The organism is Mesorhizobium sp. LSJC285A00, from assembly GCF_000503155.1.
Lineage (GTDB): Bacteria > Pseudomonadota > Alphaproteobacteria > Rhizobiales > Rhizobiaceae > Mesorhizobium.
Window position 1 is genome coordinate 1 of record NZ_AYVK01000010.1, and the last position, 23,270, is coordinate 23,270.

A 23,270-nucleotide genomic window follows, 5' to 3' on the forward strand; every position below is an offset into this window, starting at 1 on the left:
CTTCGCCGGCCGCCAGCCCGGCGGCGACCCCGGCCGACGCCATGATGCCGGCGCCCTCGGCGGTGGTGAACTGGTCCGCATCACGGATCTTGCGGGCGAAATCGACCCCTGCGAGTTGCTCGATTTCGGCGATCGGGCGCATGTACTTGACCCACTTGTCGGGCACCACCAACTCGGTGTCGACGCCCGACAGGTCCTGTTCCAGTGTGAAGCCGTAGCTCTGCAGCCGGCCCTCGGTGCTGGCGACAATCAGCTTCCAGAACTTTCGAGGGATCTTGATCGCGATCTCGCCCTCCGTGTCGACGCCGCGAAAGATCGGATCGTCCCCGGCGAGAACAGGTCCGCCGAAGACCGCCAGGTTCTCGGTTCGCGCGCTCTTCAGCACCAGGTTCTCAAGCGCGCCCCAATTGTCGGCCTCCTCGTCGGGCCGATTGAAACGGGCTGTCTGCGGGGAGCAGTTGGTGACATGAAACGTGTCGCCATTGGCGTTCTGCATCTCGGCGTAGGTGTCGCCCCAGGCGACGTCCTCCCGCCGCACGATATGACCCTTGTCGAAGGCCTTGCGGTCCTTGTTGTAGAACTTGTCCGGCAATTGCTCGGTGTCGAGGATTCGCCCATCGCCGAACCATTTCTCGCTATCGTCCTTGCCCATGCCGCCGAGGCCCTTGCGGCCATAGTCCGCTTGTGGCCGATTGCCCGGCCTCTTCCTGGCGGGATCGGCGCTGACATTTGCCGCCGCGAAAAGGGCCAGCCGTCGCGCCTTGTGCATAACCACTGAGAAGTGATGGTAGGAGATTTCGTGGCTGCCATCCGCCATGCGGACCAGTTCGTTCGGGCGTCGCGGCTTCGGCATGGGGACGGAGACCCCAAGGAATGTCGGATTATAGCCTTTGCGTGTCGAATAGTCGGTCTCGTGCACCGGCTCGACGGCGCGCTCGACGATAACCGTCGCGGTAGCGTTGGATTGTTGCGTGGTCACGGACGCGGCACCGAGTTGCGCCTGGCCGAGGCGGACCGTGATTTCGAGCGGTATGGTGATGCGCGTTTCTTCGCCATTCGCGGCCATTGCACGTCCTCCTGAGCCAGATGATGGGGATGCGTCCGCGGCGATAGGCCCAGTCGTGATGTCGACGGGCTCGGGCCGAGCCGAGCCGGTGGACACTTGGCGCCAGGCGTCGTCCCATGCGGTCGCCCTGCGCGTGACCGGGCCTGCGAAGGTCACGCCCGTGTCGATGACGCGCCCGTCGGCGGCCAGGGCGCCCGCGGGAACGCAATAGTTTGCGACGGCGTAACGCCCACCGAAGTGGAGACCGAGCACATCGCCGGTCTCAAGATCGAGCACGCACGACCCCGAATTGCCGCCGAGCGTGGAACTGTCATGGAGGGCAGCGTCGACGACGCGGTTGTAGTAGGTGTCGACGGCTGCGATCTCGCGTATCTTTCCGGGTTGAAGGCGCTTGATGCCGTAGACCCCCGCGAACACATCGTTCTGGATGTCGGCGGGGTTGCGAATGTCGAAGGTCGGATAGCCGATCACGGCGACTTCCTTGCCCGTCATCGCGCCGGGATCGAGGGTTGAGAGACGCAGATGCTGGCGGATCGCGGGTAGACCTTCGACCTCAAGGAGGGCCATGTCCCAATGGGGGTGGATCATAGCAACCCGCAACACCTGCAGATAGGCCGTCGCTGGGAGACCGCGCTCCTTCAGGAAATCGATGCCTGCTTCGAGCCCCTGAATGAAATTCAGACCCGACGTCCCGAGGCCCTCCGCGAATGTCTCCGCGACATGCCGGTTGGTCATGAGCAGTCGGGGTCCGACCACGAAGCCGGTGCCGCCATAAGGCAGCGTGGGGTGATTTGGCAGTTCAATCCGGCCGATGCCGGGGAACTTCGCCTTCAGTCGGTCGCGGAGTTCCGGCTTGTTCAGATGCAGCCAATCGGGGTGTCGTGTGCTGAAGTCGCCGCCCACAATGTCAATGGCGGGTCGCTTCGCCGGCAAGATGACCGCTTCAAGATGGTAGCGTTCACGGGGATCGAGCATTTCGCCACGGTCCAGCTTCTGAAGTGTGGTGCGGGTCAGAGTTTCAGCCGCCCCCGCGCTTTCCGGCCCAGAAGCACCGGGCATCATTTCTTCGATCGTTTTGGACGCCGTCGTCTTCGTGAGGAATTCGCGCAGCTGATTTTGCGATGCAAAGGAAGTCATGACCGATTCGATGCCTCTTGCGTCAATTTCCAGTGCAGAACTATCTGAGTTCAGAATATGGGTGGTTTGCCGACGGTTTGGGTCTGCACTGGCGAAACCCGCTCCGCTGTCGCGAATCTCAAGCCCCGGGCAATGGCGCGACAACGGTCCGCGTTGCCGCAAGCGCGAGCGCGCTTTCGGTGGCCGCGCCGCTCGCATGAAATGGCTTTACAATTCTGATCGGTGTCCCATTGATCTCCGTCAACAGGCCGTTCCACACCATCTGATAAAGGCGCTTGAGATCGAATGTGTCCTGGGAGGTTAGCTTACTGTCGTTGCCGTAATTCATTATGCTGAATTTCTTATGCTCCCCGAAAATCTCGGCAGGCCAGTCGGTTTCGCTGATCAATGCAAAAAAATGTCTCAAGCCAAATATGTGGCCGATCTCATGGATAAGCGTTTCGACCTGTTCTTCCGAAGGCTGTTCGAACATACGCGGATAAAGCGTTAGCTTGTGACGCCCTGCGTCTGGGAAAAACGCACTGGCCAGGACGCACCCATTGTCATCGCAATCGTCCGTCGATCTCATGACGACTTCGAAGTCCCAGGAATCGTCGCGCTTGGCAAATTTGACGGGAGCCGAGTCGCCCCACTTTAAGATGGCTTGGCCGAGCAGTTCTTCTACAGCCGCTTTCGCCGCGGCCTGATTTTCAAACACTGCGAAGGAATTGTCACGGAAACGCCAGCGCAGTGTGGTGCCCTTGGCCCACAGCGGAATAAAGCCCTCGGACGCATCGACCACAATTTCTAGCGGCGTGCGTCCGTGTGGCGTTGTGTGCCCCCTCTTTTCCGTGTCGCAACGCACACCCTCTCTAATAATGTGGGCGTCTTTGACTTGCGCCTTTTTCGTTCTCGTCAGTTTGAACGGATTGGCGTTACCAGCTTGTTTGGACGCCGTAGTCTTCGCGTGTGAACGTGCCATCGACCTATCCTCCAATACGTTCGGTGCATGCGCATTGTTTGCGCTGACGTCAGTTTTACGCATCTTACACATTACGGCAGTTAGAAATTATAATATATGTCATACTTGTTTGTATGATACAACAGTATATTATGATAAAAACAGTATCTATGCGACTCAACACAAGACCTTTGGCAGTTCGATCAAGCTGATCTGTGCTGCCAGAAATAACTTACGTGTGTCGCGGTGACGAGAAACACCTGCCGCTGCAGGCGACCTTCTTGTTTGCCTATCCAGCTTTCACCGAGACGTGTATGTGGGACGAGTCCTCAAAGAAAACCCAGTCGCAACCCGCATCCACCGCCAGGCGAGCTAGCCTGCCGAGCTTTGCACCGTCGACCGGATTGGTCGTGAGGTCGGCGGCCCTGCCTTCGTAATGGAGCGAGGCGTCGGCATGTTCATTGTCCTCATCCCAAGCCTCCGTAACCCGCAGCTTGGCGCCGGGCCATTCCGACGCAACCACATTGGCAAGGGAATCCAGTTTGCTCTTGAGGCGGGGCGTCATCATGCGATCCGCGCCGGTGTTTTCCTCGTCCTTGAATACGATCTTGGCGTTTGTATTCGTGACAAGACCGGCGAATTCGGGATCGGTGCGTGTAATTTTTTTAGTGATCGGACCGCAGGTCACCACTTCCGATGCGTTGGGGACCTTTTGACCCTGCGATAGGTCGCCAGTGGTAAATGTCGCAGGACCGCCGCCTACCCGTCTATCGGATGAAGGCCTGATGCCGAAATATGCGTACGCCGCTGATACTGCCAGGCCAAGCCAGGTGGAGCCGATATCGGAAAGGGTCGAACTGGCCTTTGGGTAGAGCATGACGCCGACAACGAGTGCGGCCAAGCCAGTTGCGATCCATGCCAGAAGGTAGAGCACAACAACGGTATTGGTCGCGTAGACGGCGGCTTTGGATTCCGGCGCGAAGGAACCAACGGTGGGCGCATTTCCTGGTTCGGTAACCGTCAGGTGGGCAATGACCAATGCAGAGACCAAGCCGCCTACGGTGGTGACGACATACTTGAAGCCGTCTCCAAATAACGGAGATGCCGGCTCGCATACCGGCATGGACCGACAATTTTCGACGACCAACGAAATCACATAAAACGTCGAAAACGAAAACAGGCATAGAAGAAGTACTGCGATAACACTGCCGAAGAATGCAGTCATCGGAGAGTTCATACCCTTAGCTCCAGGTTACATCGTAAGTGTTTCTGCGATTGGCGGTGAGACGCTGACGACACACCTGCCGCTTTTCATTTGCTGTCAGCTCACGGTACTCGGCGGCTAGGCCCCGCAGCCGCATCTAGTTGATCGCCTCGATCCGAGTTCGTAGTTCTCGCTGCCGCTCAGAGGGGAACGTCAATGCTGGAGAAGCCGCGCTGATCTGAAGGGGGATCCTCCTCCTCGACTTCCGCACAACGGTCTCCATCGTCACTGATAATCTGGAGCGCGCGTCCGTCCTGGAGCACCATGGCAACTTCCGGATCAAGACCGGAGAGATTCGGTTGTGTCTCCCAAGCCACCGCTTTGTGCTCGGGCTCCCCATCCCACCAGTAGAGCGCGTAATCGACGGCTGCCGCGTCACTGGCCTTGCCAGCAACGATCAAATAGCGATCCCCAACCCGTTCCAGGCTGCGAATGCCGCGCCCATCCAGGTCGAGCATCGCCGTATCGCCGAATTCAGCCAGACTGTCTTTCGCGGCGAGCACCAGGTCGGCGTTCTTCAGCTTCACAACCGCCGCCTTGCCGTCGACGAGATTACGAAACCCGAACAGCAAGCCTCCATCGGGTGCGGCGGCGAGACCCTCGATGTTGATGCGACCGTCGGATGATCCTGAAAGCTTCACCAGCTGCGGCTTCAGATCCTCGCGCAAGACCCCCGTCGGTTCGAGCGTCGTGCCGCCGTTGCCCTGCACAATCCGGGTCGCGAAGATCACCTTTCTCTTTTTGTCGCTACCGCCCGAGCTATTGGACTGGGAGGCAGTCCAATAGACCGTGTCGCCTCTCGCAGTGGCGCCCTCGAGATCAGACTTCTCGTACCCGGTGAATGTCGTAAGATCCACGGAAGCAGAGATGGTGGGTGATCCGCGCTCATAAATCCGGATCACATTCGACTCGTCGCTTGCGACGGCGAACCTTGATGGGCCGATAAACGCTCCGCCGGAGGGCTCGCAAATCCCACTGTATCGCTGCAGGTCGGCCGTCGATCCGGCCGCTGCGGCTCCGCAAAAGAAAACGATAGCGATGCCGACGCTCCTGTTCATAGCTGCCTCCTTGCTGCCGTCTGTCGAACCCGCCGGCTAGACAATCCCGATTTCAATCAAAAGCGCGCAGGCATCGCCGTACCATTTTGCCGCCCGGTCGAGATGATCGCCATAAGTGCGCAGACCCCACGGACTATGCGCGCTGCTGTAAAGTCCGCCGGCGTTGAACGCGGCTGCCACGAAGATCGGATCAATGCCGCTCTTGTCGAGCCGGATCCGTATTTCTGCAGCGCCAAGATCAAGATTGGTCGCAAAGTCATACAGCGGATGACTGTCCGGTTTGGGGTGGGGTTTGGCCGGATACACCGGTGCGACCGCAAAAGGATCGTAGTTGAGGCCGAACGCCGTGCCTTTCGAGCGGATGACCCAGCGCGCCGTCGTGCCGAGCGATTGCACGGGGCCCGCCGAATAGTCCCCAAGCGTCGGCGGATTGACGTCATCGTTCTCGACATGCGCCTCCCAGCGAAATGTCTTCGGGCCTGTGAACTTGTCGGCTTTGTAGATGTGCGTCTCGGTCGCCACCGTCATCAAGAGCAGCGCCGGCGGTATGCCGTGTTTGGCGCTCGCGGCAAGCAGCTCCGAGCCCATGTATTGCATGATCTTCCTTATCGTATCGAGACTTTGCTCCGAACGCTGTTGCTCGACGGTGCCGTTCTCGCGGGTGGCAAGGCCACGCGCGTCGTACCGCCATTCCCTTGTTCCGTTGCCGAAAGGATGCCAATCCTTCTCATCCATTGGCGGGACGGCCGTCGGCGCGAAAGCAATCGAGGGCGCGCTGACAGTCTGCATGCGGTCCGATCTTGCAACATTGAGGGCAGTCGTGGCGTGATCGGCATCGAGCCGCACGGCAGATACAGCGAGGTCAAGAAGAAGCTGGCTTGGATTGCGCAGCCGGCTCGGGCGGGGGTTGGCCTTCGGCCAGGAATAGTTTTTGGTCGTGCCGCTCGAATAAGTTTCAAAATGCAGCATGTTCAATCGGCCGACAGTGCCGATCCGCTGCCCGGCGTTCACCCGGTCGCCGACGCTCAGGCCGAGCGATGCGAGCGAGTTGGGCGAGACTTCGCCGTAGTTGACCACATATCCATCGTGCTGCACCAGGAGCGCGTTGGTGTTTTCATAGAAGGGGTAGAAATTTGCGATTCTGCCGTCTTCAACGGCGACGATCGCGTCTCCTTCGGAACAATAGAGATCGATCGCGCAGTGATAGCGGGCGCCGCCGCTTCGATCGGCAAGGAAGCGACGTGAGGCGTTGGCACCCGAAGCGCCTCCGCCGACCAGTCGCGTGTTGACTTCCAAGGCGCGCGGATGGCGCGTCACAACAGGCCAATAGACTGTGCTTGCTGTGGACGCGGCGAACGCAATCGGGTCCCCAGTCGGGATCGGCAGGGCCTGCTCGGCAGCGGTGCCGGCGTCGGCATGCGCTGCAAAGTGATGATCGATGGACCTGAGCGCGTCGTCCATGGCCTCTGGAGCTAGCTTGCTCGCGGCTCCCGCCTTTGCCGCTGCGACAAAGGTGACGTCGGGCATTGCGCGCCTGCGCGATCCCCTGCTGTAGAAGGCGACGCGGTCGAGGAACGTTTGCCAGCCATCTGGCCGCCCGCGCAGGACGCTGGGGCAGTTTTTGCCGGTCCAGTCATGATGCTGGCGCAGGCCCTCGGGCACGGTGATGCCGAGCTGCATGCCCAGAAACACGCAAAGCCGTGCCGCCCGGTCGTATGCGGCTGCTTCATTCATGCCGCGATGCATGCAGATCTCGATGCCAATGCTGGATGCATTGGCGGCAGCATGGGCGTGCCAGCCCATCTCGTTGACCGGGAGATGCTGGTAGATCTCGTTGTCGTCCACCGTGAAGTGCCACGATACCTTGCGCGCGACTGCGTCGCTGCCGCGAATGTATCGATTGTGCGCGTCGGCATCGGCGCCCGGACCGGGGTTGTCGGTGTTGTGAATGGTAATAGTGGTCGGCCGTATCCGTGTGCCAGGCCGCGTCGGGAAACCCGGTGGCAAGAGGTCGACAATGATGCCCAGCGGATCGGCGGATGCCGCGCTGGTTGCCCGGTGCGAGCCGGTATTCGATCTGACCTTTGTTTTCGGTGCCTGGGTATCCAACGCATCCTCCTTCGATGGGCAATTCAATCGTTCGAACGATCTCACCAAATCGGCTTTGCAAAATTGTTCGTTCGAGATGCTCGCAATCCTAGATCAGGAAAAAAATCGCGGGCGTGAAAACACCGTGAAATACATCGATGCGAGCTTAAGGGGTGAATGGAGCCGCTATTGTGCGTGTGTCAGCTCACGCTTACCCAGCAACTCTTGCCGAACGGACTTCGCTCCCTTCAGCAGCAGGATTTTGCTTTTCCCCACGAGGATCAGCAAGGACGCATGAACATTTGCTTCTTCTAATGGATAGCGGGACGCAGAAAATTGCAGTAAGTAAATATGGGCACAGAATACTTCTGCAGGGCGGACATGCTAAAGCTAAATGCTCTCGGCAGGCTTACCCTCACCGATGAGGGGGGGCGTGATTTCGCGCCACAAGGTAGCAAGGCGCGCGGCGCGATTGCTCTTTTGGCCGTCGCGCCTGGTCACACCCGCACGCGGGCATGGCTGCAGCAGCGCCTGTGGAGCGACCGGGCCGCGGAACAAGCGGCAGGCAGTTTGCGGGCGGCCCTTAGTGAGATACGCCGCGCGTTGGGGCCGCACGGCCAACTGCTGGTGGCCTCGCGCCATGCCGTGACTCTAGACCCAGCGAGCTTCAAGGTCGTGTATGAAGCGTCTGCCGACATGAGGCGGGCAGGCACGGTCGAGGCCTTTGAAGACGTCGACGTGCACGACCATGAATTCGAACATGTTATCCGCGACGTGCGCAGCCATGTCCTCGAGAGATGGATGCAGCAGCGTAGGGCAGCGCCGCGCCGAAGACGCATCGTGCTGGTGCGTAGCGATGCACGAGGAGCGCCAGCGGCCGATGTCGGCGCACGATTGTTGCAGAATCGGATTCTGAGCGCATTGCGGCAGATGGACGATTTGGAGATCATGAGTGCGGACGGGGACGGCGGCGCGGATGATCTCGATGCACCCGCAGGCCAACCGCAGGCGATGCTCTTGATCCGGGTGCTTTCCGTTGCGGTTGGTGGTGACGTTTTCCTGTCCTGCGAAATTCAGAATGGAAGACGGCTGTGGTCCGACAATGCAAGCGTACCTGGCGCCATCGGCGCGATGCACGAGTCGGTCGACTTGGACAGGCTTGCGCTCAACACAGTCGAACGGGTTTGCGAAGCTTTTGCCGAATCGGCATCGATTGATGGAGCGGATGCTTGCGCATCTGTCCTGGCGCACCAGGCGCGGAACCTGTTTTTTCGTCTTGACAAGAAAAGCCTCGTTGCTGCTGACAGCCTGTTCAAGCGCGCCTTTGAGATAGAGCCGCGCGGCCGGTACCTGGTGTGGCGGGGCTTCTTGCGCAATGCCGCATTCTTTCAACATCGAACGATGTCATTCCTGGACAACGTTGCGCCGGTCACCGAGCTCGCTGCGGAGGCGCTCCGCCACTCGCCCGACGATGCCGTTGTCCAGACAATCAGTTCGCAGATTGAATATATTCACCAAGGCAATCTGCGGACCCCGCTCGTGATGGCGCAGCGCGGCGTCGAGCGCGATCCGACGGACCCGTTGGGATGGGCGCTGCTCTCCAACGCCCTGAGCACAAACGGCAAGTTGGAAGAAGGATACCAGACAGCCCGGCGTGCTCTGGAACTTACAAAGCACAGTCCCTATCAGTTCTATTTCGAGCATTTCGCTTGCATGGCCGCAACCGCTCTGGCTGACTACGATCAGGCGCTGCTGCACGCCAGAACGGCGCTTCGCTTCCGCCCGGATTTTGTCTCGACACGGCGTTATGAGGTGGCCTTGCAGCTGCGCCGCGTTGAAGTGCCCCAGCTTCGCCAAGCTGTTAAGGCTCTGCGAGAGCAGGAGCCCGACTTTGCTCCAGCGGCGCTGCTTGATCCGGCCTATCCGGTCAACACGCTGCGGCGGCTGCCGATCATGGCAGCAATAGAAAAGAAGGCTGCGGGCCGGGCCGATGACTGGCTGGAAGCGTAGCTGGCCCATCCGCTAGCGACGCGGTCTGGCGTCCTACCGCCGTTGCGTGAAATCGTCGTGAATTCGTCCCCGACGGCCTGAAGAGCCCCAGCGCCCACTATCCTTTTTTTCCTGAAGCGCATTTACTCGAAGAAAGCTTCAATCGCGTTCAGCTAGGAGGCCTTGTTGCCTGGGTGGACAAACAAACTGCCCGAACGTCGCGATCGCCTCGGGCGTGAAGAAATCGACGCATGTCGCGCACGACAACCCGCGACCAGAAAGGACAGCCTGTGACCGCACCTGAGCGACGCAGATTTGACAGTGCCGAGCGGCAACTGCTTGACGCCGCGTTGGCAGGGCAGGAACTATGGCCCTATACCAGCAGCGGCGATCCAAAGCGGAATTTCTGGAACGAGGCCCGTGAGGCTTTGGAAAACTACTATAGCGACACGAGCGGCGAGCGTCTCCGCGCCGTCCCGGCGGGATCTGGCACCGCCGCCATCCACGTCGCGCTTGGCGGCCTCCAAATTCCCGCCGGAACGGAGGTTATCGTTCCACCAATCACCGACATGGGAACTGTCATGCCGGTGATCTTTCAGAACGCGATTCCCGTGTTCGCCGATCTTGATCCGAATACCGGATTGCTGACGGCCGAAACGATCGCGCGCGTCGCTACCAGTCGCACTTCGGCGGTCATTGTCGTGCACCTGGGGGGCTCGCCTGCAGATATGGATCCGATTCTTGATTTCTGTCGGCAACACAATATCAAAGTGATCGAAGATGCTGCGCAGGCTCAGGGGGCCAGCTATAAAGGACGTCCCGCGGGAACGCGAGGCGATGCTGGCTGCTTCAGCCTCAACTCCCAAAAACACATCACGTGTGGCGAGGGCGGCTTTGTCCTCGTAAGGAGCGAGGATGATTTCCTGCGGTGCCTCAACTTCTCCGACAAGCACCGCAACCGGACCGGCGTCACGGATCCCAATAGCGAGCACTACATATACAACGGGTCAGGTGTGAATTACCGGATGAGCGACCTGGAGTTCGCCATGCTCCTGGCGCAGCTTCCCAAATTGGCTAAAGTAGCGGCTCGCTTTACAGCCGTTGGCCAACGGCTTGATGAGAGGCTGTCAAAGATCCCCGGTGTGCGGCCGCAGCAACACCACGGCAAAGCGATCTCCAGCTATTTCTTTCAAATGTTTCGCTTGGAGCCGGATCTTGTAGCGCGCCGGGAAGATGTGCTGAAGGCAATGCGCGCCGCTGCGACTTCGGTCGGCATGGGCGTCGGTAAATCCTACGGCGATGAGACCCTTTATCGGACTGGGGTGTTCAGGAACCGAAACTTTTTCGACACTTTCGGACAACCCAACAACGAAACTCCAATCTGGCCGGCCGAGCTGGTTGCCCGACAAATCTTTCCGGATATCCCCGAGACTGTCTTTGACTATAAGCAGACACACTGCCCGGAAGCTGAAAGGTGGATCGAAAGCTCGTTGCAGATAGTGTTCCACGACGGCCATGAACCACATCACGCCGACATCGTTGCTGATGCAATTGAGACCGTACTGTCTATCTAACACGGATCGCCCAGAAAATGGACAGTGGGACGGGGTATCGTCGAAGGCGAGAGCGATCCCCTGAGGTAGAACACCGTCGCCCGAAGCAACGGGTTGCCAGACCTTATGCCTGACGACACTGAGGGACCTTGCGGTATTAAAATAACGATCACTGCAGGTATAACATAATCTGGCAGACCGGTGACTACACCAATGGGGGACGCGGATGCGTGTCTGTGCAAATGCTATAACGCTGATTTGGATGTTGCTCGGCATCTTTGCTATTGCGCCTCGGCCGGCTCACGCCGCCTGCGACGTTGCGGAGAACGCCTCGCTCGATACGGCGGCGAGTATCCTCTTCAAGTGCTCAAGCACTATGGCTCTTTCTGGTCTGCCTGCCGGGGAGAAGGAGTTCGTTGCCAATTTTTCCTTTCCGAAGACCCTCCCAGCCGTGGAGACTCCATGGCGTGGGATCGACTTTCGAGTACAGCCTGAGCGTTACCTTCGCACTCTTCTTGCCTATGGGCTGAAGGATAATGTCTCTATTGACTGGAGGATCGAGAAAGGATCGCAAAGTTGGTGCCACGCGCCGTGGTTTCAGGATATTCGCGAGCGCATTCACGGTATGACCCGCGAGCGAGGATCGCGCCTCTTCGAACTCTCGGAGCATCAACGCTCTCGCGACGAAAACTGGGCAATTGGGTTCTACAACGGGGTTGGATGCTATGGGCTCGGTCAGGTTTGGGGGGACCCCGCGCGACCGAAGACCAAGGCCATGGTGTTCCCGCCCAACACATTTGCAATCAAGCTGCTCTTCACCACCGCGCCGGTTTCGCGGGTGCCATATCTAACCGGGTCGAAAATATGGAACGCCGCCATTGGCGAAGGCGGCTCCGTGCAGGAAATGCGCCTTTTGCAGGTGGATGTTGCGGTGAAGGATCCAGCGGCTGGCGCCCTGACAGGTTGGGTTTTTGGCACGTTCATGTACGACGCCTATGCAGCTGGTGACGATGTCTGGTCAAAGCTCGTTCCCGTGGGACTGATGTGGGGAAACGACCCTGAACTGACTGCCAAGAAGTATCAGGAAGATGGAGGCACCGTGCAGGAGAGCTGGGTCAATCCCACGGTAGCTGCCCGGTTTTTCTCGCTGCCTCGGCACCATCTTGGACTGTTTGGGCGCCTCAATGGACCCGTCGACAACTTCAAGTCTGCATGCCTTGCCTGCCATGCGCGTGCCCTCGATTGGGGTCGGGGAATTCCGCCTGAAGGCCCTGTTTTTGATGAAATGAATGGCCTTTTGCCGTTCACCATCAATCCTTACGATGAACAGGCGCTGAGACATTATTTCAAGAATCGCGCACCCACAGAACCATTCGTCGCCGAGACCCAGTCGCTCGACTATTCACTCCAGCTTGCGGGTGGCATTTTCAATTTTCGCCGTTGGGTGGATCTAAAGTTTTCATCCCAGGCCGCGGAAACGCGCGATGTTGCCCCTTACATTTTTGAAGCAGAAAAGAGCGGCAACGCCGAAGCAGCACTGTCCAGGATACTGCCGCCGACACAAGACAGGTCCCACGTGGGTCCTTCGCCGTTTTCCCGCGACGAACCATGAAGAACGCTTACCCAACTTGCCGGTGTGAGGTCTCCCACCGCAGGGTGAGCACCTAGTGGAGGAACGACGTTGATGCGTGCAATTGTGACTTTCGCTTGGCTTTGTGCGTGGACGGGCTGTTGTCTTTGCACAGTCGACCACAATTGTATCCTGGAACATAGGTCGTGGGTTGGAGGAGTCCATGCTTGGCCGGCAAGCTGACTTCGCGGGCCTGGATGCTGAATTGTCACCCGATGTGGTCGTAATGGTCGAGGTGATCGGGCGAACTGGCGCCGAAATCGTTGCCAATCACTTAGGGTGGTCAAACTATCACGTGGCGGTATCCGACCTATCGGTTCCAAATACAGCAGCCCACGAGGGCCTGGAGGTCGCGGTTATCTCCAAGATTCCGATGATCCGCGTCACAGAGTACGATGTGAAACTCGACGGGCGGACGCATGAGGTCTTTGGAAGCTTCGGCGGACTGCAAGTGGCGGAAGAACTTCTAACTTCGAGCGGTCTTTCGCAGGTCCAGCCAACAGGAGGCAACGACCGCGGTACCCTGCGCGTGGATCTGGCGAACGGCCTTACGATCTTTCCTGTGCATCTGAAGAGCAATATCAACAATGCATGCTCCGACGCGACGGACGCAAACCGGGCATTGGAAAATATGGCCATCGATGTTCCAGCCAAGCTCATCACAGCGATAGCACAAGGCTTTGCCCGTCAAGTAGATGCCGATAAACGCAACGCGGCCGAGCGAGAACGCGTGATCGCCGCGGTGAAGGTCGTCGCCGACAAAGCGACCGCAGAAGGCCGCACAACGATCATCGCCGGCGACTTCAATACGAGTCTTGAACAGGGCAAAGCAGGGTCCGCTTTCGCGGACTGCAATCTCCAGCCGTTTGAATGCAAGAAAGCGCCCTTTCCCGCCGCAGCCTGCGTCGCCGGCGACGGGTTCGACGATACTTTCGCAATCCTGACGACACCCCTCATCGGTGCAAGCGCGTTTGCGTTGCTTACACAGGGGCTGGGTCGCACTTACAAGGACACCGCTTTTGCCGACGCTGCAATCGATCACATGGCTGTGCCGGCTGGCGATCAAGCCGATTTCAAAGCGCCGACGCTTGGTTGCAACGCCGGCGTCGACCTGGCGCAGACCGATTGGGCGGCGAAAGCTTGTCAGTTGCACGGGTCCGATCACTTCGCAGTCGTGACCACCTACGACCCATAAACGGTTTTGGCGGATCCTGAGCAATCACTCATCGAAAAGGCGCGCAGCCACCCGCCAAAACGCAGCGTGTTGCACCTGCTAACTTAAAGGAGAGGGAACCGTGACACTTCAAGCTGCAGATTTCTCAGAAGACCGCTGCATGGCATGCCGGCTCAAAATCGAACACGGCGCCGAAAAGTGTCCTCACTGTGGCACATCTCAAAAGAAGAGCTGGTGGGGCAATCTTGGGAACGCGTCAACGGTCTTGGCTATAATCACCGGTTTGGCGTCAATCGCCACATTTCTGGTCGTCGGACTTCCGGCACTAACCAAACAAGTGACGGAAAATCGTGCCATTGTGGCTGCCAGCTTTGTGGGCGGAGGGTCCAGCCCGGGGGAGGCCGGGTATGTTGAAATCTTGTTCGTGAACTACGGGCTCAGGTCGGCGATCGTTTTCAAGCGGTACCCGTGTTATTCCTATACCGAAGATGACAAGCAGGTAGTGGACAGCTCGGGTCAATCATATCCAGAGATATTTATTACGACCGCAGACAATACGACCGTCGACGGCCAATCCACGAAGATCATCCGCTTTGACTCCCAGGGCGGGCTTCCTCTCCCGGAAGGCTCCCAGCAGAATGTCAAAATCACCTATCAGCTCTGCGATTTACAATTCGTCGACATATCCGATGTCCCAAAACCGGGCGCAGAGCCACGCATTCAACGCTTGCAAGTGAAGGTGCCGGTATAATGTCAGTGCTGATTTCGCAGACGTTGCGCAAGAATATGCTGACGAGGAAGGACGTCCCGGTGTTGCCGAGATATTCAGCTGCTGCCCGTCGTTCTGCAGGCGGCTCATTTCTCACCTAAGTGTCAGTGCCTCGACGCGCAAGAGCGCACGGTCTGGAGTGTCGGGTTTGCTCTGAGACGTCGAGAAGGATCAGCGCTAAGATATGCCAAGCATCATCACAAGCGGGTTCGCTTCTTCTCGACGGTCGAGCTGGTCAATGCGCTGGAACAGCAGAAGGCACAGGGACGATCGGGCCAGATCGCCAATAGCCCAGCGAGTGGGCCAGTGTCTTCGGCGATGCCAAGATGACAACCGCGCTACTCGACGGGCTGACCCATCATTGCCACATCCGCGAAACCGGAAACGACAGCTTCCGATTCAAAAACAGCTCTGCCCACGAGCCTAAAAAAGCGAAGGAGAAAGCCAGAACCTTGACCCTCAATCCCGAACCGAAACATACATGAAAGGCGGGTCAAATCTCGGTGGAAACGCCGGGTCAGTTCTCAGTGAAAATCAACACCATAGTCATACGGAGGCAGGCACCGAAGCGCCCCCGACCATCGAAAGACTGGGGCAGCTTGTCGAACGCGCCAAGGCAATTATCACCAAAGCAAAATCTGATAAGTGGAAGGACTAGAGATTTTGATGCAGTACACTCAGCAGTCAAGGTCGCCTTCTCATACGTTCTCCACGACGTGAATGGCAGCTTTGCGCCCAATTTCGGCCGTTCAGGTCTGTAGCGTCGTCTCCTGAAAGCCGACTTCGTTCATGAAGACATCGGAGACTTCGTTGAGGATCAAATCGGGCGTCCATCCAATCGCTTCCGTGCTTCGTGAGCGGACCTCCCTGTAGGTGCCCGCGCGGTATCTTCGCGCTAAGGGATGGGACGCAGCTGTCGGCACTGCCGCCTAAGACGAGGTCGCCCGTCGCGCCGCGCGTCGGCGGGCGGCCCGGTTGCGGCGAGGCAGCCGCTGGCGTTGCGGAGCCTGGTTTCTGAACCTGTTGTCGATCTGCTCAAGCGTTTCCTTGACCGTGTAAGCCTGGATTTCGACCAGCTGCTCGAAAAGCTCCAGCCCTACCTCGCGGGTATCGTCGCCAATGCGGTGAAGCGTAATCGCAAGGTCAACCAGCTCGGAAGCGGAGCCCGCTATCCCTGTCTGGATGTCCCCGAGTTCGTCACGCCAGGTCTCGATCAGTCTCCTGGCGATCTTCGCCACGAGGAGAGCGCAATGGGGGAGAAGTGTCTGGAGGCGATCCACGACGAACGTCGCGTTGATTTTCGGAGCGCCTTCAAGGTTGGCCTCAATGGCAGTGAGCAACGCGACCCAGCTCGGATCGGGCGTGATCTCGTCTACGAGCCGGAACACGTCGAAAAGGTTGTTCCAGGCAACGCCGCTTATCTGGGGGATTACGCGAACGAGTAGCTCAGACGCGCGCTCCCGACACTCAAGATCCGGAAACAGGTTGACGGCGGCATTGATGGCTCCAAGCCGTGTCGAGTCCGTACCCGGTCCAAAGACGACCTGCTCCAGCAATGGCTTCGTCCAGGGCAGCTTCGGTTGCAGGAACGCAATCAAGGGCGTCAGCTCACCTGCAAGCTGCTCGAAATACTCGTCGCCGGAGGCGGCCCACTTCTCCAGGTAAGAACGCACGAAACCGGCATGCCTCCAGTGAAGGTAGGCGAACAGAATGGCAAGCTCGGTAGTCCTCAGCAGAGCCGGGTAGCGTTTGAAGACGGTGTCCAGGAGCCCCTCAAGCTCTTCCCTATTGGTCGGCTTAAGGTAGCGTAACCAATGAAGGATGGCCCTCCATACCCGATCGTCTTCTCCGCGCTCGCTGGCGCGTGTCAGTACGGCCAGGACGCGGTCGTGCTGCCCTGCCAGCAGCAGGGCATGGACTAGAACATCCAGCTTGGGAAAGCTTCCAGCGGGAAGTGTAAAGGCGGAGCCCATTCCCCAGAGGATGCTTTGCTCCCGCCTTCCTGCGTCCTTCTCGCTGGCCTTCTCCTCTCCCGTGTCGAGGAGTTCTTGATCCTGATCGTCGCTCCGATCTTCCTTAGGCTGCGCTGTAGCGGTGTCTGGAGCGGCAGGCTCATTGAGCCACTTCTCAATGATGTCGAGGGTTTCCGGTGAGACCGCAATCTCCCGGCGGACCAATCGGCTGACGGCCTCGGACGCCGAGTTCTGAAACTCATCGCCGGTGAATCCACGCCCGTCGAGTTCGGCCATGAGATTCATCACAAGCTGAGGATCACCCGCTTCGGCGATGGCCTCCAGCGCGTAGCCTGCTGCGCGGGTCCCAAAGCTCGGCTCGAACTTGCGTATGAGCGTAGCGGCCCGCTGGGGGTCGGTCTTTGCAAACTCCGCGAAGGCCCGCGACAGCTGTATGTTGCCGCCCTCCATCATGCGGTTGGGATGGTCCCACTCATACTTGTCCGGCAACTGGCGGAAAGCGTTGAGAACTTCGTCGTTCTGCGCCTTTGCGAGCTGCTCCGCCGAAATGGGCGAACCTATCCACGACGGCCCATAATGCCGTATTCCCTCGTCCGAACCGGGGAAGCGGCGGCGTTCTTCCATCACAAGGCGGCGGGTCGCTCCCGGCAAGCGTTCGGAAGGCAGTGCCGATAAGAGGCCCAGCTTTATGCGACGAACCCTGTCGCTGAAAAGTTTGCGGCCTTTGACGTCCAGATCGGGATAAGCTGTCGGTGCGTAAGCGTTGACGGCGGCGATAAAGGCTTCGACATCCGCGTCGGACCAGTGAAGGCTCGCCTCCGCGATGAGGCGCTTTGTTGTCCCAGAAGGGTCTTCGTGGTTTCCGAGCCTAAATCGTCTCGGATCGCCCTGAAGGAAACGATACGCGACTTGCGCATACTGATCCGGGTAGAGCGATAGTACATGCGCGAACAGCCGCTGGGCAGGATTGAATTCATCTCCTTCATGCTCTGACAGCCATTGAAGAAAGTTCTTTTCGTCGTTGAGGGCAAGGGTCTCCAACGCAACGCGAATGGCGCTGAGTATGGGGGGGTCAGAACGCCCTTGACTCCGCTCTTCCTCTTCGAATTTGAAATCGAGCGTGTGCTGCAGCGGATAGGAGAGGCTGTGTTCCTCGCTGTCAAGATCGCGAAGCGCGACCATCGCTTCGGTCAGCCAAGGCCACAGGGCTCCAAGGAACAGCGCGGGATTTTCCTTTCCAAGTGCCTCCAGGGTGTCCCAGGCTTTCGCCTGCTCGACGACACTTTTGATCGGCTCTCTGGGAGACGAGGATATGCGCGAAGTCCAGGAGCCGTCGCCGTCCTCTTTGGGAGCGGACGCTATCCTTCTGGCCGACTCCTGTTTTGCCGACTGAAGCTCCTGGTCGAGCTTTGCGAGCAGAAGCTGAACCGCAACCTCCGGCTGGCTTACGCCGATTGTGGAGATAATAAATTCGAGGCTATGCGCGTGCATTGCGGTACGCGCAATCAGCGCCCTCGCCATCTCGACCATGCCCGGCGTCCACACCCGCGCCTGACCCAGGGCAGCCCAGGTGAAGCCATCCCAGCCCGGCAACGCCGACCAGTTCTCGGCGATCAGCCTCTCGACCTCGCGGGCAGCAAATACCCAAGCGCGATTGAGAACGCCCAGAGCCAGGGTGGCTTCCTTGTCGTCGTTCATCGCACGGACAATCTCAGTGTGTTTGTACCGCTCAAACCATCCGTGACTTCCTGCCATTGCCATGAAAGCCGTTGGTCGCCTGTCCGACGCAAGCGCTTCGTCGAACAGGCGTGCCTCCACGCCGTCCGGCGTCGGCTGCTGACCGAGGAATTCAACGAGAAGTGTCCGGAGATGAAGCCGCAAATCCTGGGTATGGAAGAGCGATTGCATCTCCACGCCGTAGGCAGTCGGATCAACCTCCCTAAGATAGGTCAGGGCGGACCACAATTTCGGCCGCACGAACAGCGAAGTCTGCCGGGCGATTGTGAACTCCGATAGCCGTCCTTGGCTGCGGGTGAAGGATCGTGCGAGGGCATGTTCGAACATGGTCTGGTGGGAAAAGCCTATCTTGCTTCCGGCCTGGCCCAGGTCTGAGAGCATTCCCGCCCTCACGAGATAGGTTATGTCCTCCGAGTCCTGGTCAAATCGCGCGGCGGGGAGCCACAGGATTTCCTTCTCCGCCATCTGGTCTGCGATGTCGGTGACGAGCTTCGCAAGCCGCGACCCGCTGGGCTGCCTCGTTATCGTCTCCGCCCACATCTGGTCCAGCATGAGCTGGTACTTGCGGAAGGGCTCGCTGCTCCTCTCCTCCAGCTTCAGGAACGTTTTCAGCGCCTGGGGCGACCGTAGAACTTCCTGCGCGTCGGCAGGCCAGCCTGCGGGTTCGAATCCATGGCGCTCCAGCACAGGAACGACCTCGGACCAGGGCGGCAGGTCCAAGTGAATTGTTTCGGCCGTGATGGTCTTGAGACGGACGTCGTGCTCGTACTCGAACTCGCGAGCCGACAGGACAACGTGCACGTTTGTCAGGCCGCTGACGCGCCGGACCAGGCTCAGCAGTACACTCAGCCGCCCAGTCTTTATGTCCGTGTAGCCTGCGAGCGCATCGAGCTGGTCGATCATAAGAACGACCGGTCGCAACTGACTTATCCGCCAGAGCATCGCGCTGGGACGAATGGTAAGTCCAAGCCACTCGGCGAGATCGTCTTCGGTTTCGATTGCCGAGTCGAGCAGGTCGGCCTTGATGGCCAGAACCCTGATGCCATCCTTTATGAGCGCGTTGGCTACTTCGGCGAGCAGCGCTGACTTGCCGGAACCCGGAAGCCCAAGGACGGCCTGCGTCGTGGTCTCCTGCCCCGCGATAGTCTCGAGAATCTGGTCCTTCTCCGGGCGGCTGAAGTGGGTACCGTCCGGAAGTGTCTGCGACCACTCGAGCAGGTCGCGCGGGACACGGCCTAGTTCGTCGTCCCTCATCTGCACTTGCCGGAAGGACTGCTCGTCTACAACACTTGTTAGAACAGCGTTGTGCTCCTGGAGCAGCAACGCCTTTGTTTCGGGTGTGTCGATCTTTGCCTTGTCGTCGCTAGTCGCGCGAATGAGCATCAGGAAAGAACCGCGCTCGGTCGAGACAAGTTCGATCCCGGCATTGCCGGTTATGTGCCTGAGAGATTCGATGATCGCGTCCACCTTCTGAACGTGGAAGTCGTCCGCATCGCCTTCGAAATTCAGAACAATGACGCGCGTCTGAACCTTCTTCACCTTTGGAAGGGCGAGTGCTTCACCCGGCTCAGCGGTCGATACCTCGCTCTCGCGTTTTCGAATGGCGCGCTCGGCATTTCTTCTCTCAACCTCCGGCTCCCAGTTCGCCTTGTTGTACCTCAGCATCTCCGGCGTGATCGAAAGCGTGAGCTGTGTGGGCGAACGATGCGCTTGGTCGTGGCAGGTCGGGCAGAGGACAATCAGATTGTCGTAGCTGTTGTCCTGTGAGGTCGAATATTCCTCGATGTGATGAACGATGAAGGACTGACCTTTGTCGCCCTTGCAGCAGTTGCAGAGGTAGTTGCTGTTTTCGAGAAGCGAGAGCAGTAACGCCTCATCAATTGGCTGACGTACTACGGCGGCCTTGAGTGCCTTGGCTTCCTCCCCCGTGAAGCCTTTGTCTTTGATGTCCTTCTGACTGGCTGTCCTGACTTTCGTGATCGTAAGCCCAGCCGTCACCGCGCGTTGTCCCAGCTCCTGTGACACGCCGTATTGCAGAAACTTGACTAGATTCGTCTCAAGCCTTGGGGCCACAAAACCTCTCAGCGGGGTGCGCCAGATACGCTCTGCAAGTGGGCAAAAAACAGGGATTGCAGCTTATGTAACAGACCTAGGTGCGGGAATACGGTGAGAGCCAATGTATCGGAGTTATCCCGCGAATTGTGTAGTGCCGGGGAGTGCAGATCGGCAACGCTGCACCGCCCAATCGTTGATAGGCGCTATGCAGCGGGGCTAATCTCATAAGCTACTTGCATTTCTGATCGATCTGAGACCCGCCGCGAGCAAAACTTGAATGTCTGCTATTCGTTAAATCGTCGCCCGAACCTACCGGTCTGCAAGCGGCCCAAAGGCTGCCGGACCGCAATGCGCCTTCACTTCGGCCATTCGATCTCATCCGCCTGCGTCTTGAAAGCTGACCTCAGCTTCTTAAATGGTTGGGACTGGTGACGATTGGTAAGTCACTCTATGACAGGTGTGCGTTGGATGCATTGCCGAAAGTTGATCTACGAATACCAGTACTTCGACTTGCAGAAGGACGGCGGCGACAACTGCGTGCAGCAGATCGACCGGCTCCGGCGGCTCGACCTGCCCGAATTGCGCGCCATCTTCCCGCGGTTGAGGAGGACACGGGCATGGGCGCGAAGAACCTGACGACGGCGGAGATGCAGGCGATCCTGACATCACTGCTCGTCCATGAGCAGAAACTGAAGGAAACGGCAGGGCGAGCTGGCAGGAGCCAGGCCGACCCGAATGCCGTCTACGACGTGGTCGACAATCAAGCGGACCAACTTGAGGTGGTCCGAGCGCTCTACGACCGGATCGACGCCGCCGATGACCTGATTATCGTTGAGGGCGACGACTAGCCTCAGAAGAGCATCAGATCGTTCGCGGGCTGCAGATCCGCGTCCTGTGTGACGGTCGACCTGAAGGCTTCCTCGATCCGCATACGCTTCTGGTCCGGCCAGCCAGCAACGTGCGACGGTCGCACGAAGAAGTTCTCGGTCGCGTCCAAAATCATGGTCGAGAGGGCGAGGAGCTGGTTCTCACCGCACGATTGAAGGATCGGCTGGATACGCTCCCTGCAGGAATCGGCGTGGGTTCTGGGGTAACTGAAGATGACTGTCGTCTCCTCTTGGCTGGACGGGATCACGTTTAGGACGAGGCGGGGAAGGTCACGTTCCAGACGCCGGTCGTCGACGGCGAAGAATGATGACGAGGCGAGCACGGGCTGCCGCTCTTTAATTGGGACCACCGAATGCAGGATGTCGCCAAACCGCCCGGACGCGAACACTCGGTCATAGTATTCGGTCCGGTAGCAGTGGGTCACGTAGGCTCTCATCAAAGCGCGGGTCGCCCAGAGTAGCGGCGGCGAGTCCTCATCCGGCGAGACGCGTCCGTCCTCGACTGCGGTGCGCAGGGCATTCTGCAGATTATCGGCGCCTGCCATGGTGGCGTGGACTTCGCGCGTCACCGAGCGCCAGGCAATCAGGAACATCTGCGCTGGATTGTTGAAGTCCAGCGGTTGGGTGTCGATGCTGCGGAACACGGTGGCGTCGTGTTCGGCGCAAAGTCCCGTGAAGGTGGACGCCTGCCGCAATCCTCTACTCTCGAACCGGGACCGAAGCTGACCTTCGACTATCTTCGACCGCAATTCCATGACTTTCCGCTTCTCCGCGATGAGCGCAAGCGCCGTCGCCCGCTGCACGGAGTGCGCGTTGATCGCCTTGTTTGGGCACTTCATGGTTGGCCAGAGACATCTGCTGTAGCCGCGTTTGGCTCTGGCGTAGAACTGTTCGGTGAGCGCGTCGCCCTTGACCATCGATCTGTCCGCCGCTGTGGGGCGCGGCTTCTACAGCCTTCTACCTTCACTGTAAAGCCGTGCAGGCGCCGGCGTTGTGCGGCTGCATGCATCTACGCTGGCTCATCCGCAGCGCCCTGATTTTGCGCCTGAAAGAACGCGTGCCTGAGGTGCAGGAGTGCGTCTGCGTCCTGCTGATCCGCTCCGGCAAGGACGAGATCTGATCCGCCCCTTTCTCGTACCCCGCTCCGACTCCGATGACGTGTCGACTGACCGCTCGAATGGACTGCGAAATCGTGACTACCGCCTGTTCGTGATCATCGCCGCAGACGCGGTCGACGACCTGGAAGACGCGCTCGGGCGCCTTCCAGGAGTGCACCGCGTCCTATGACGACGAGGTGAGCGCCTACCTGCGGCAGCAAAGACAGGTCTTAAAGGGGAGCCGGCCACCTACGACGCGGGATCCGCACCGGCGATCCGGATCTCGTCGTCCTGGGTAAGGCGAACGATAGGCGGGCTGCTCCTGCTGGCACTCTTCGTCGGCTTCGCCATTGTCATGCCGAGAACAGGACCGCCCCCATCCGCTTGCTGGAACCGTCGTTCTGGACCAACCCAGTCACGTCCACTTCACAGCACAGAGCTACACGAACGAGACCGAGTCCTTGACCAGCGCTTGGTCAACGGAGCCGCTGTCTGACGCTAACCCCCGCCAAGTCGACGTCGAACGAGGATGCGAGTTCAGACCCCCGACAGCGCTCGGATGTGGCGGACGGTCGTCATCAGCCGCGGAACTCCGGTCGAGTACGCTCCGCTCACGAAGAGCATGTCGAAAAAGCTCCTGTTCAACATCTGATCTAGGTGGGGGGCTCATTCAAATCCAGGCGGTGACTGTGGAAACGAGTGCGAGTCTTCAGGTAACACCGGAAACCTGCTCAACGGCTGAATGGGGCGCGCGAAGCGGTCGTTCACGCAACGCCCTAGGAGCGACTGGAAAGGGTCACTTGCAGAAGTCTTGTCAGCCCACTGCAACGTCCGCTTTGCATTTTTGAGCATC

Annotated in this window: 14 protein-coding genes and 1 pseudogene; 8 read left to right on the forward strand and 7 right to left on the reverse strand. The window is 59.0% G+C overall.

Annotated features, from left to right (window positions below):
• From X726_RS1000000168005 to X726_RS1000000168015, 5 genes are all read right to left on the reverse strand, one after another.
• The coding region (locus X726_RS1000000168005) for a DNA/RNA non-specific endonuclease (protein ID WP_198037302.1) at positions 1–2,203 on the reverse strand (2,203 nt) is incomplete at its 3' end.
• Between the two features lie 118 nt (positions 2,204–2,321).
• Positions 2,322–3,164, reverse strand: a complete 843-nt coding sequence (locus X726_RS158060; RefSeq protein ID WP_031214812.1) for a matrixin family metalloprotease — start codon at positions 3,162–3,164, stop codon at positions 2,322–2,324.
• Positions 3,165–3,432: 268 nt separating this feature from the next.
• Positions 3,433–4,368 (reverse strand): hypothetical protein, encoded by a 936-nt coding sequence (locus X726_RS158055; protein WP_023807855.1) that lies wholly within the window; start codon positions 4,366–4,368, stop codon positions 3,433–3,435.
• 179 nt (positions 4,369–4,547) lie between these two features.
• On the reverse strand, positions 4,548–5,465 hold the full coding sequence (locus tag X726_RS1000000168010; RefSeq protein ID WP_023669242.1) for a DUF3616 domain-containing protein: 918 nt from the start codon (positions 5,463–5,465) through the stop codon (positions 4,548–4,550).
• Between the two features lie 36 nt (positions 5,466–5,501).
• The gene (locus X726_RS1000000168015; protein ID WP_156936419.1) at positions 5,502–7,619 is read right to left on the reverse strand and encodes an N-acetylmuramoyl-L-alanine amidase; all 2,118 of its coding nucleotides are present in this window, start codon (positions 7,617–7,619) and stop codon (positions 5,502–5,504) included.
• A gap of 315 nt (positions 7,620–7,934) precedes the next feature.
• On the opposite strand from X726_RS1000000168015, the gene X726_RS158050 reads away from it, so the two are divergent.
• The 6 genes and pseudogenes from X726_RS158050 to X726_RS1000000168755 all read left to right on the forward strand — a co-directional run.
• Positions 7,935–9,563 carry a hypothetical protein gene (locus X726_RS158050; RefSeq protein WP_156936420.1) on the forward strand — a complete coding sequence of 543 codons (1,629 nt, stop codon included), beginning with the start codon at positions 7,935–7,937 and terminating at the stop codon, positions 9,561–9,563.
• A 230-nt stretch (positions 9,564–9,793) separates the two neighbouring features.
• Positions 9,794–11,116: a DegT/DnrJ/EryC1/StrS family aminotransferase gene (locus X726_RS1000000168020; protein ID WP_023827285.1), complete on the forward strand. Its 1,323-nt coding sequence runs from the start codon at positions 9,794–9,796 to the stop codon at positions 11,114–11,116.
• Between the two features lie 241 nt (positions 11,117–11,357).
• The gene (locus tag X726_RS158045) at positions 11,358–12,707 is read left to right on the forward strand and encodes a hypothetical protein (RefSeq protein WP_023669247.1); all 1,350 of its coding nucleotides are present in this window, start codon (positions 11,358–11,360) and stop codon (positions 12,705–12,707) included.
• Positions 12,708–12,888: 181 nt separating this feature from the next.
• On the forward strand, positions 12,889–13,920 hold the full coding sequence (locus X726_RS158040) for a hypothetical protein (RefSeq protein ID WP_156936421.1): 1,032 nt from the start codon (positions 12,889–12,891) through the stop codon (positions 13,918–13,920).
• A 100-nt stretch (positions 13,921–14,020) separates the two neighbouring features.
• Positions 14,021–14,650 carry a hypothetical protein gene (locus X726_RS158035; protein ID WP_155922515.1) on the forward strand — a complete coding sequence of 210 codons (630 nt, stop codon included), beginning with the start codon at positions 14,021–14,023 and terminating at the stop codon, positions 14,648–14,650.
• Positions 14,651–14,845: 195 nt separating this feature from the next.
• Positions 14,846–15,153 (forward strand): annotated as a pseudogene (locus X726_RS1000000168755) (ATP-binding protein); the annotation flags it as partial.
• A 444-nt stretch (positions 15,154–15,597) separates the two neighbouring features.
• Here X726_RS1000000168755 and X726_RS1000000168025 read toward each other — a convergent pair.
• Positions 15,598–20,403, reverse strand: a complete 4,806-nt coding sequence (locus tag X726_RS1000000168025) for an HNH endonuclease (RefSeq protein WP_156936422.1) — start codon at positions 20,401–20,403, stop codon at positions 15,598–15,600.
• A 498-nt stretch (positions 20,404–20,901) separates the two neighbouring features.
• Between X726_RS1000000168025 and X726_RS1000000170440 the strand changes: the two genes are divergently transcribed.
• Together X726_RS1000000170440 and X726_RS158030 are read left to right on the forward strand one after the other, a co-directional pair.
• Positions 20,902–21,069, forward strand: coding sequence for a hypothetical protein (locus X726_RS1000000170440; RefSeq protein ID WP_023669252.1), 168 nt, complete (start codon positions 20,902–20,904; stop codon positions 21,067–21,069).
• Complete coding sequence (locus X726_RS158030) at positions 21,051–21,281, forward strand: hypothetical protein (protein WP_023669253.1); 231 nt, start codon at positions 21,051–21,053, stop codon at positions 21,279–21,281. Before X726_RS1000000170440 ends, X726_RS158030 begins: the two co-directional genes overlap by 19 nt.
• Before the next feature lie 2 nt (positions 21,282–21,283).
• Here the strand turns inward: X726_RS158030 and X726_RS158025 are convergent, their stop codons facing one another.
• Positions 21,284–22,237, reverse strand: a complete 954-nt coding sequence (locus X726_RS158025) for a hypothetical protein (RefSeq protein ID WP_023669254.1) — start codon at positions 22,235–22,237, stop codon at positions 21,284–21,286.
• Between the last annotated feature and the right edge of the window lie 1,033 nt (positions 22,238–23,270).

Excerpts from the sequence above, each read along its gene's own strand:
- X726_RS158045 (WP_023669247.1), top strand. The coding sequence starts at position 11,358 with ATGTTGCTCGGCATCTTTGCTATTGCGCCTCGGCCGGCTCACGCCGCC.
- X726_RS158050 (WP_156936420.1), top strand. The coding sequence starts at position 7,935 with ATGCTAAAGCTAAATGCTCTCGGCAGGCTTACCCTCACCGATGAGGGG.
- X726_RS1000000168010 (WP_023669242.1), bottom strand. The coding sequence starts at position 5,465 with ATGAACAGGAGCGTCGGCATCGCTATCGTTTTCTTTTGCGGAGCCGCA.
- X726_RS158030 (WP_023669253.1), top strand. The coding sequence starts at position 21,051 with ATGGGCGCGAAGAACCTGACGACGGCGGAGATGCAGGCGATCCTGACA.
- X726_RS158040 (WP_156936421.1), top strand. The coding sequence starts at position 12,889 with ATGCTTGGCCGGCAAGCTGACTTCGCGGGCCTGGATGCTGAATTGTCA.
- X726_RS158060 (WP_031214812.1), bottom strand. The coding sequence starts at position 3,164 with ATGGCACGTTCACACGCGAAGACTACGGCGTCCAAACAAGCTGGTAAC.
- X726_RS158025 (WP_023669254.1), bottom strand. The coding sequence starts at position 22,237 with ATGGTCAAGGGCGACGCGCTCACCGAACAGTTCTACGCCAGAGCCAAA.
- X726_RS1000000170440 (WP_023669252.1), top strand. The coding sequence starts at position 20,902 with ATGCATTGCCGAAAGTTGATCTACGAATACCAGTACTTCGACTTGCAG.
- X726_RS1000000168020 (WP_023827285.1), top strand. The coding sequence starts at position 9,794 with ATGTCGCGCACGACAACCCGCGACCAGAAAGGACAGCCTGTGACCGCA.
- X726_RS158055 (WP_023807855.1), bottom strand. The coding sequence starts at position 4,368 with ATGACTGCATTCTTCGGCAGTGTTATCGCAGTACTTCTTCTATGCCTG.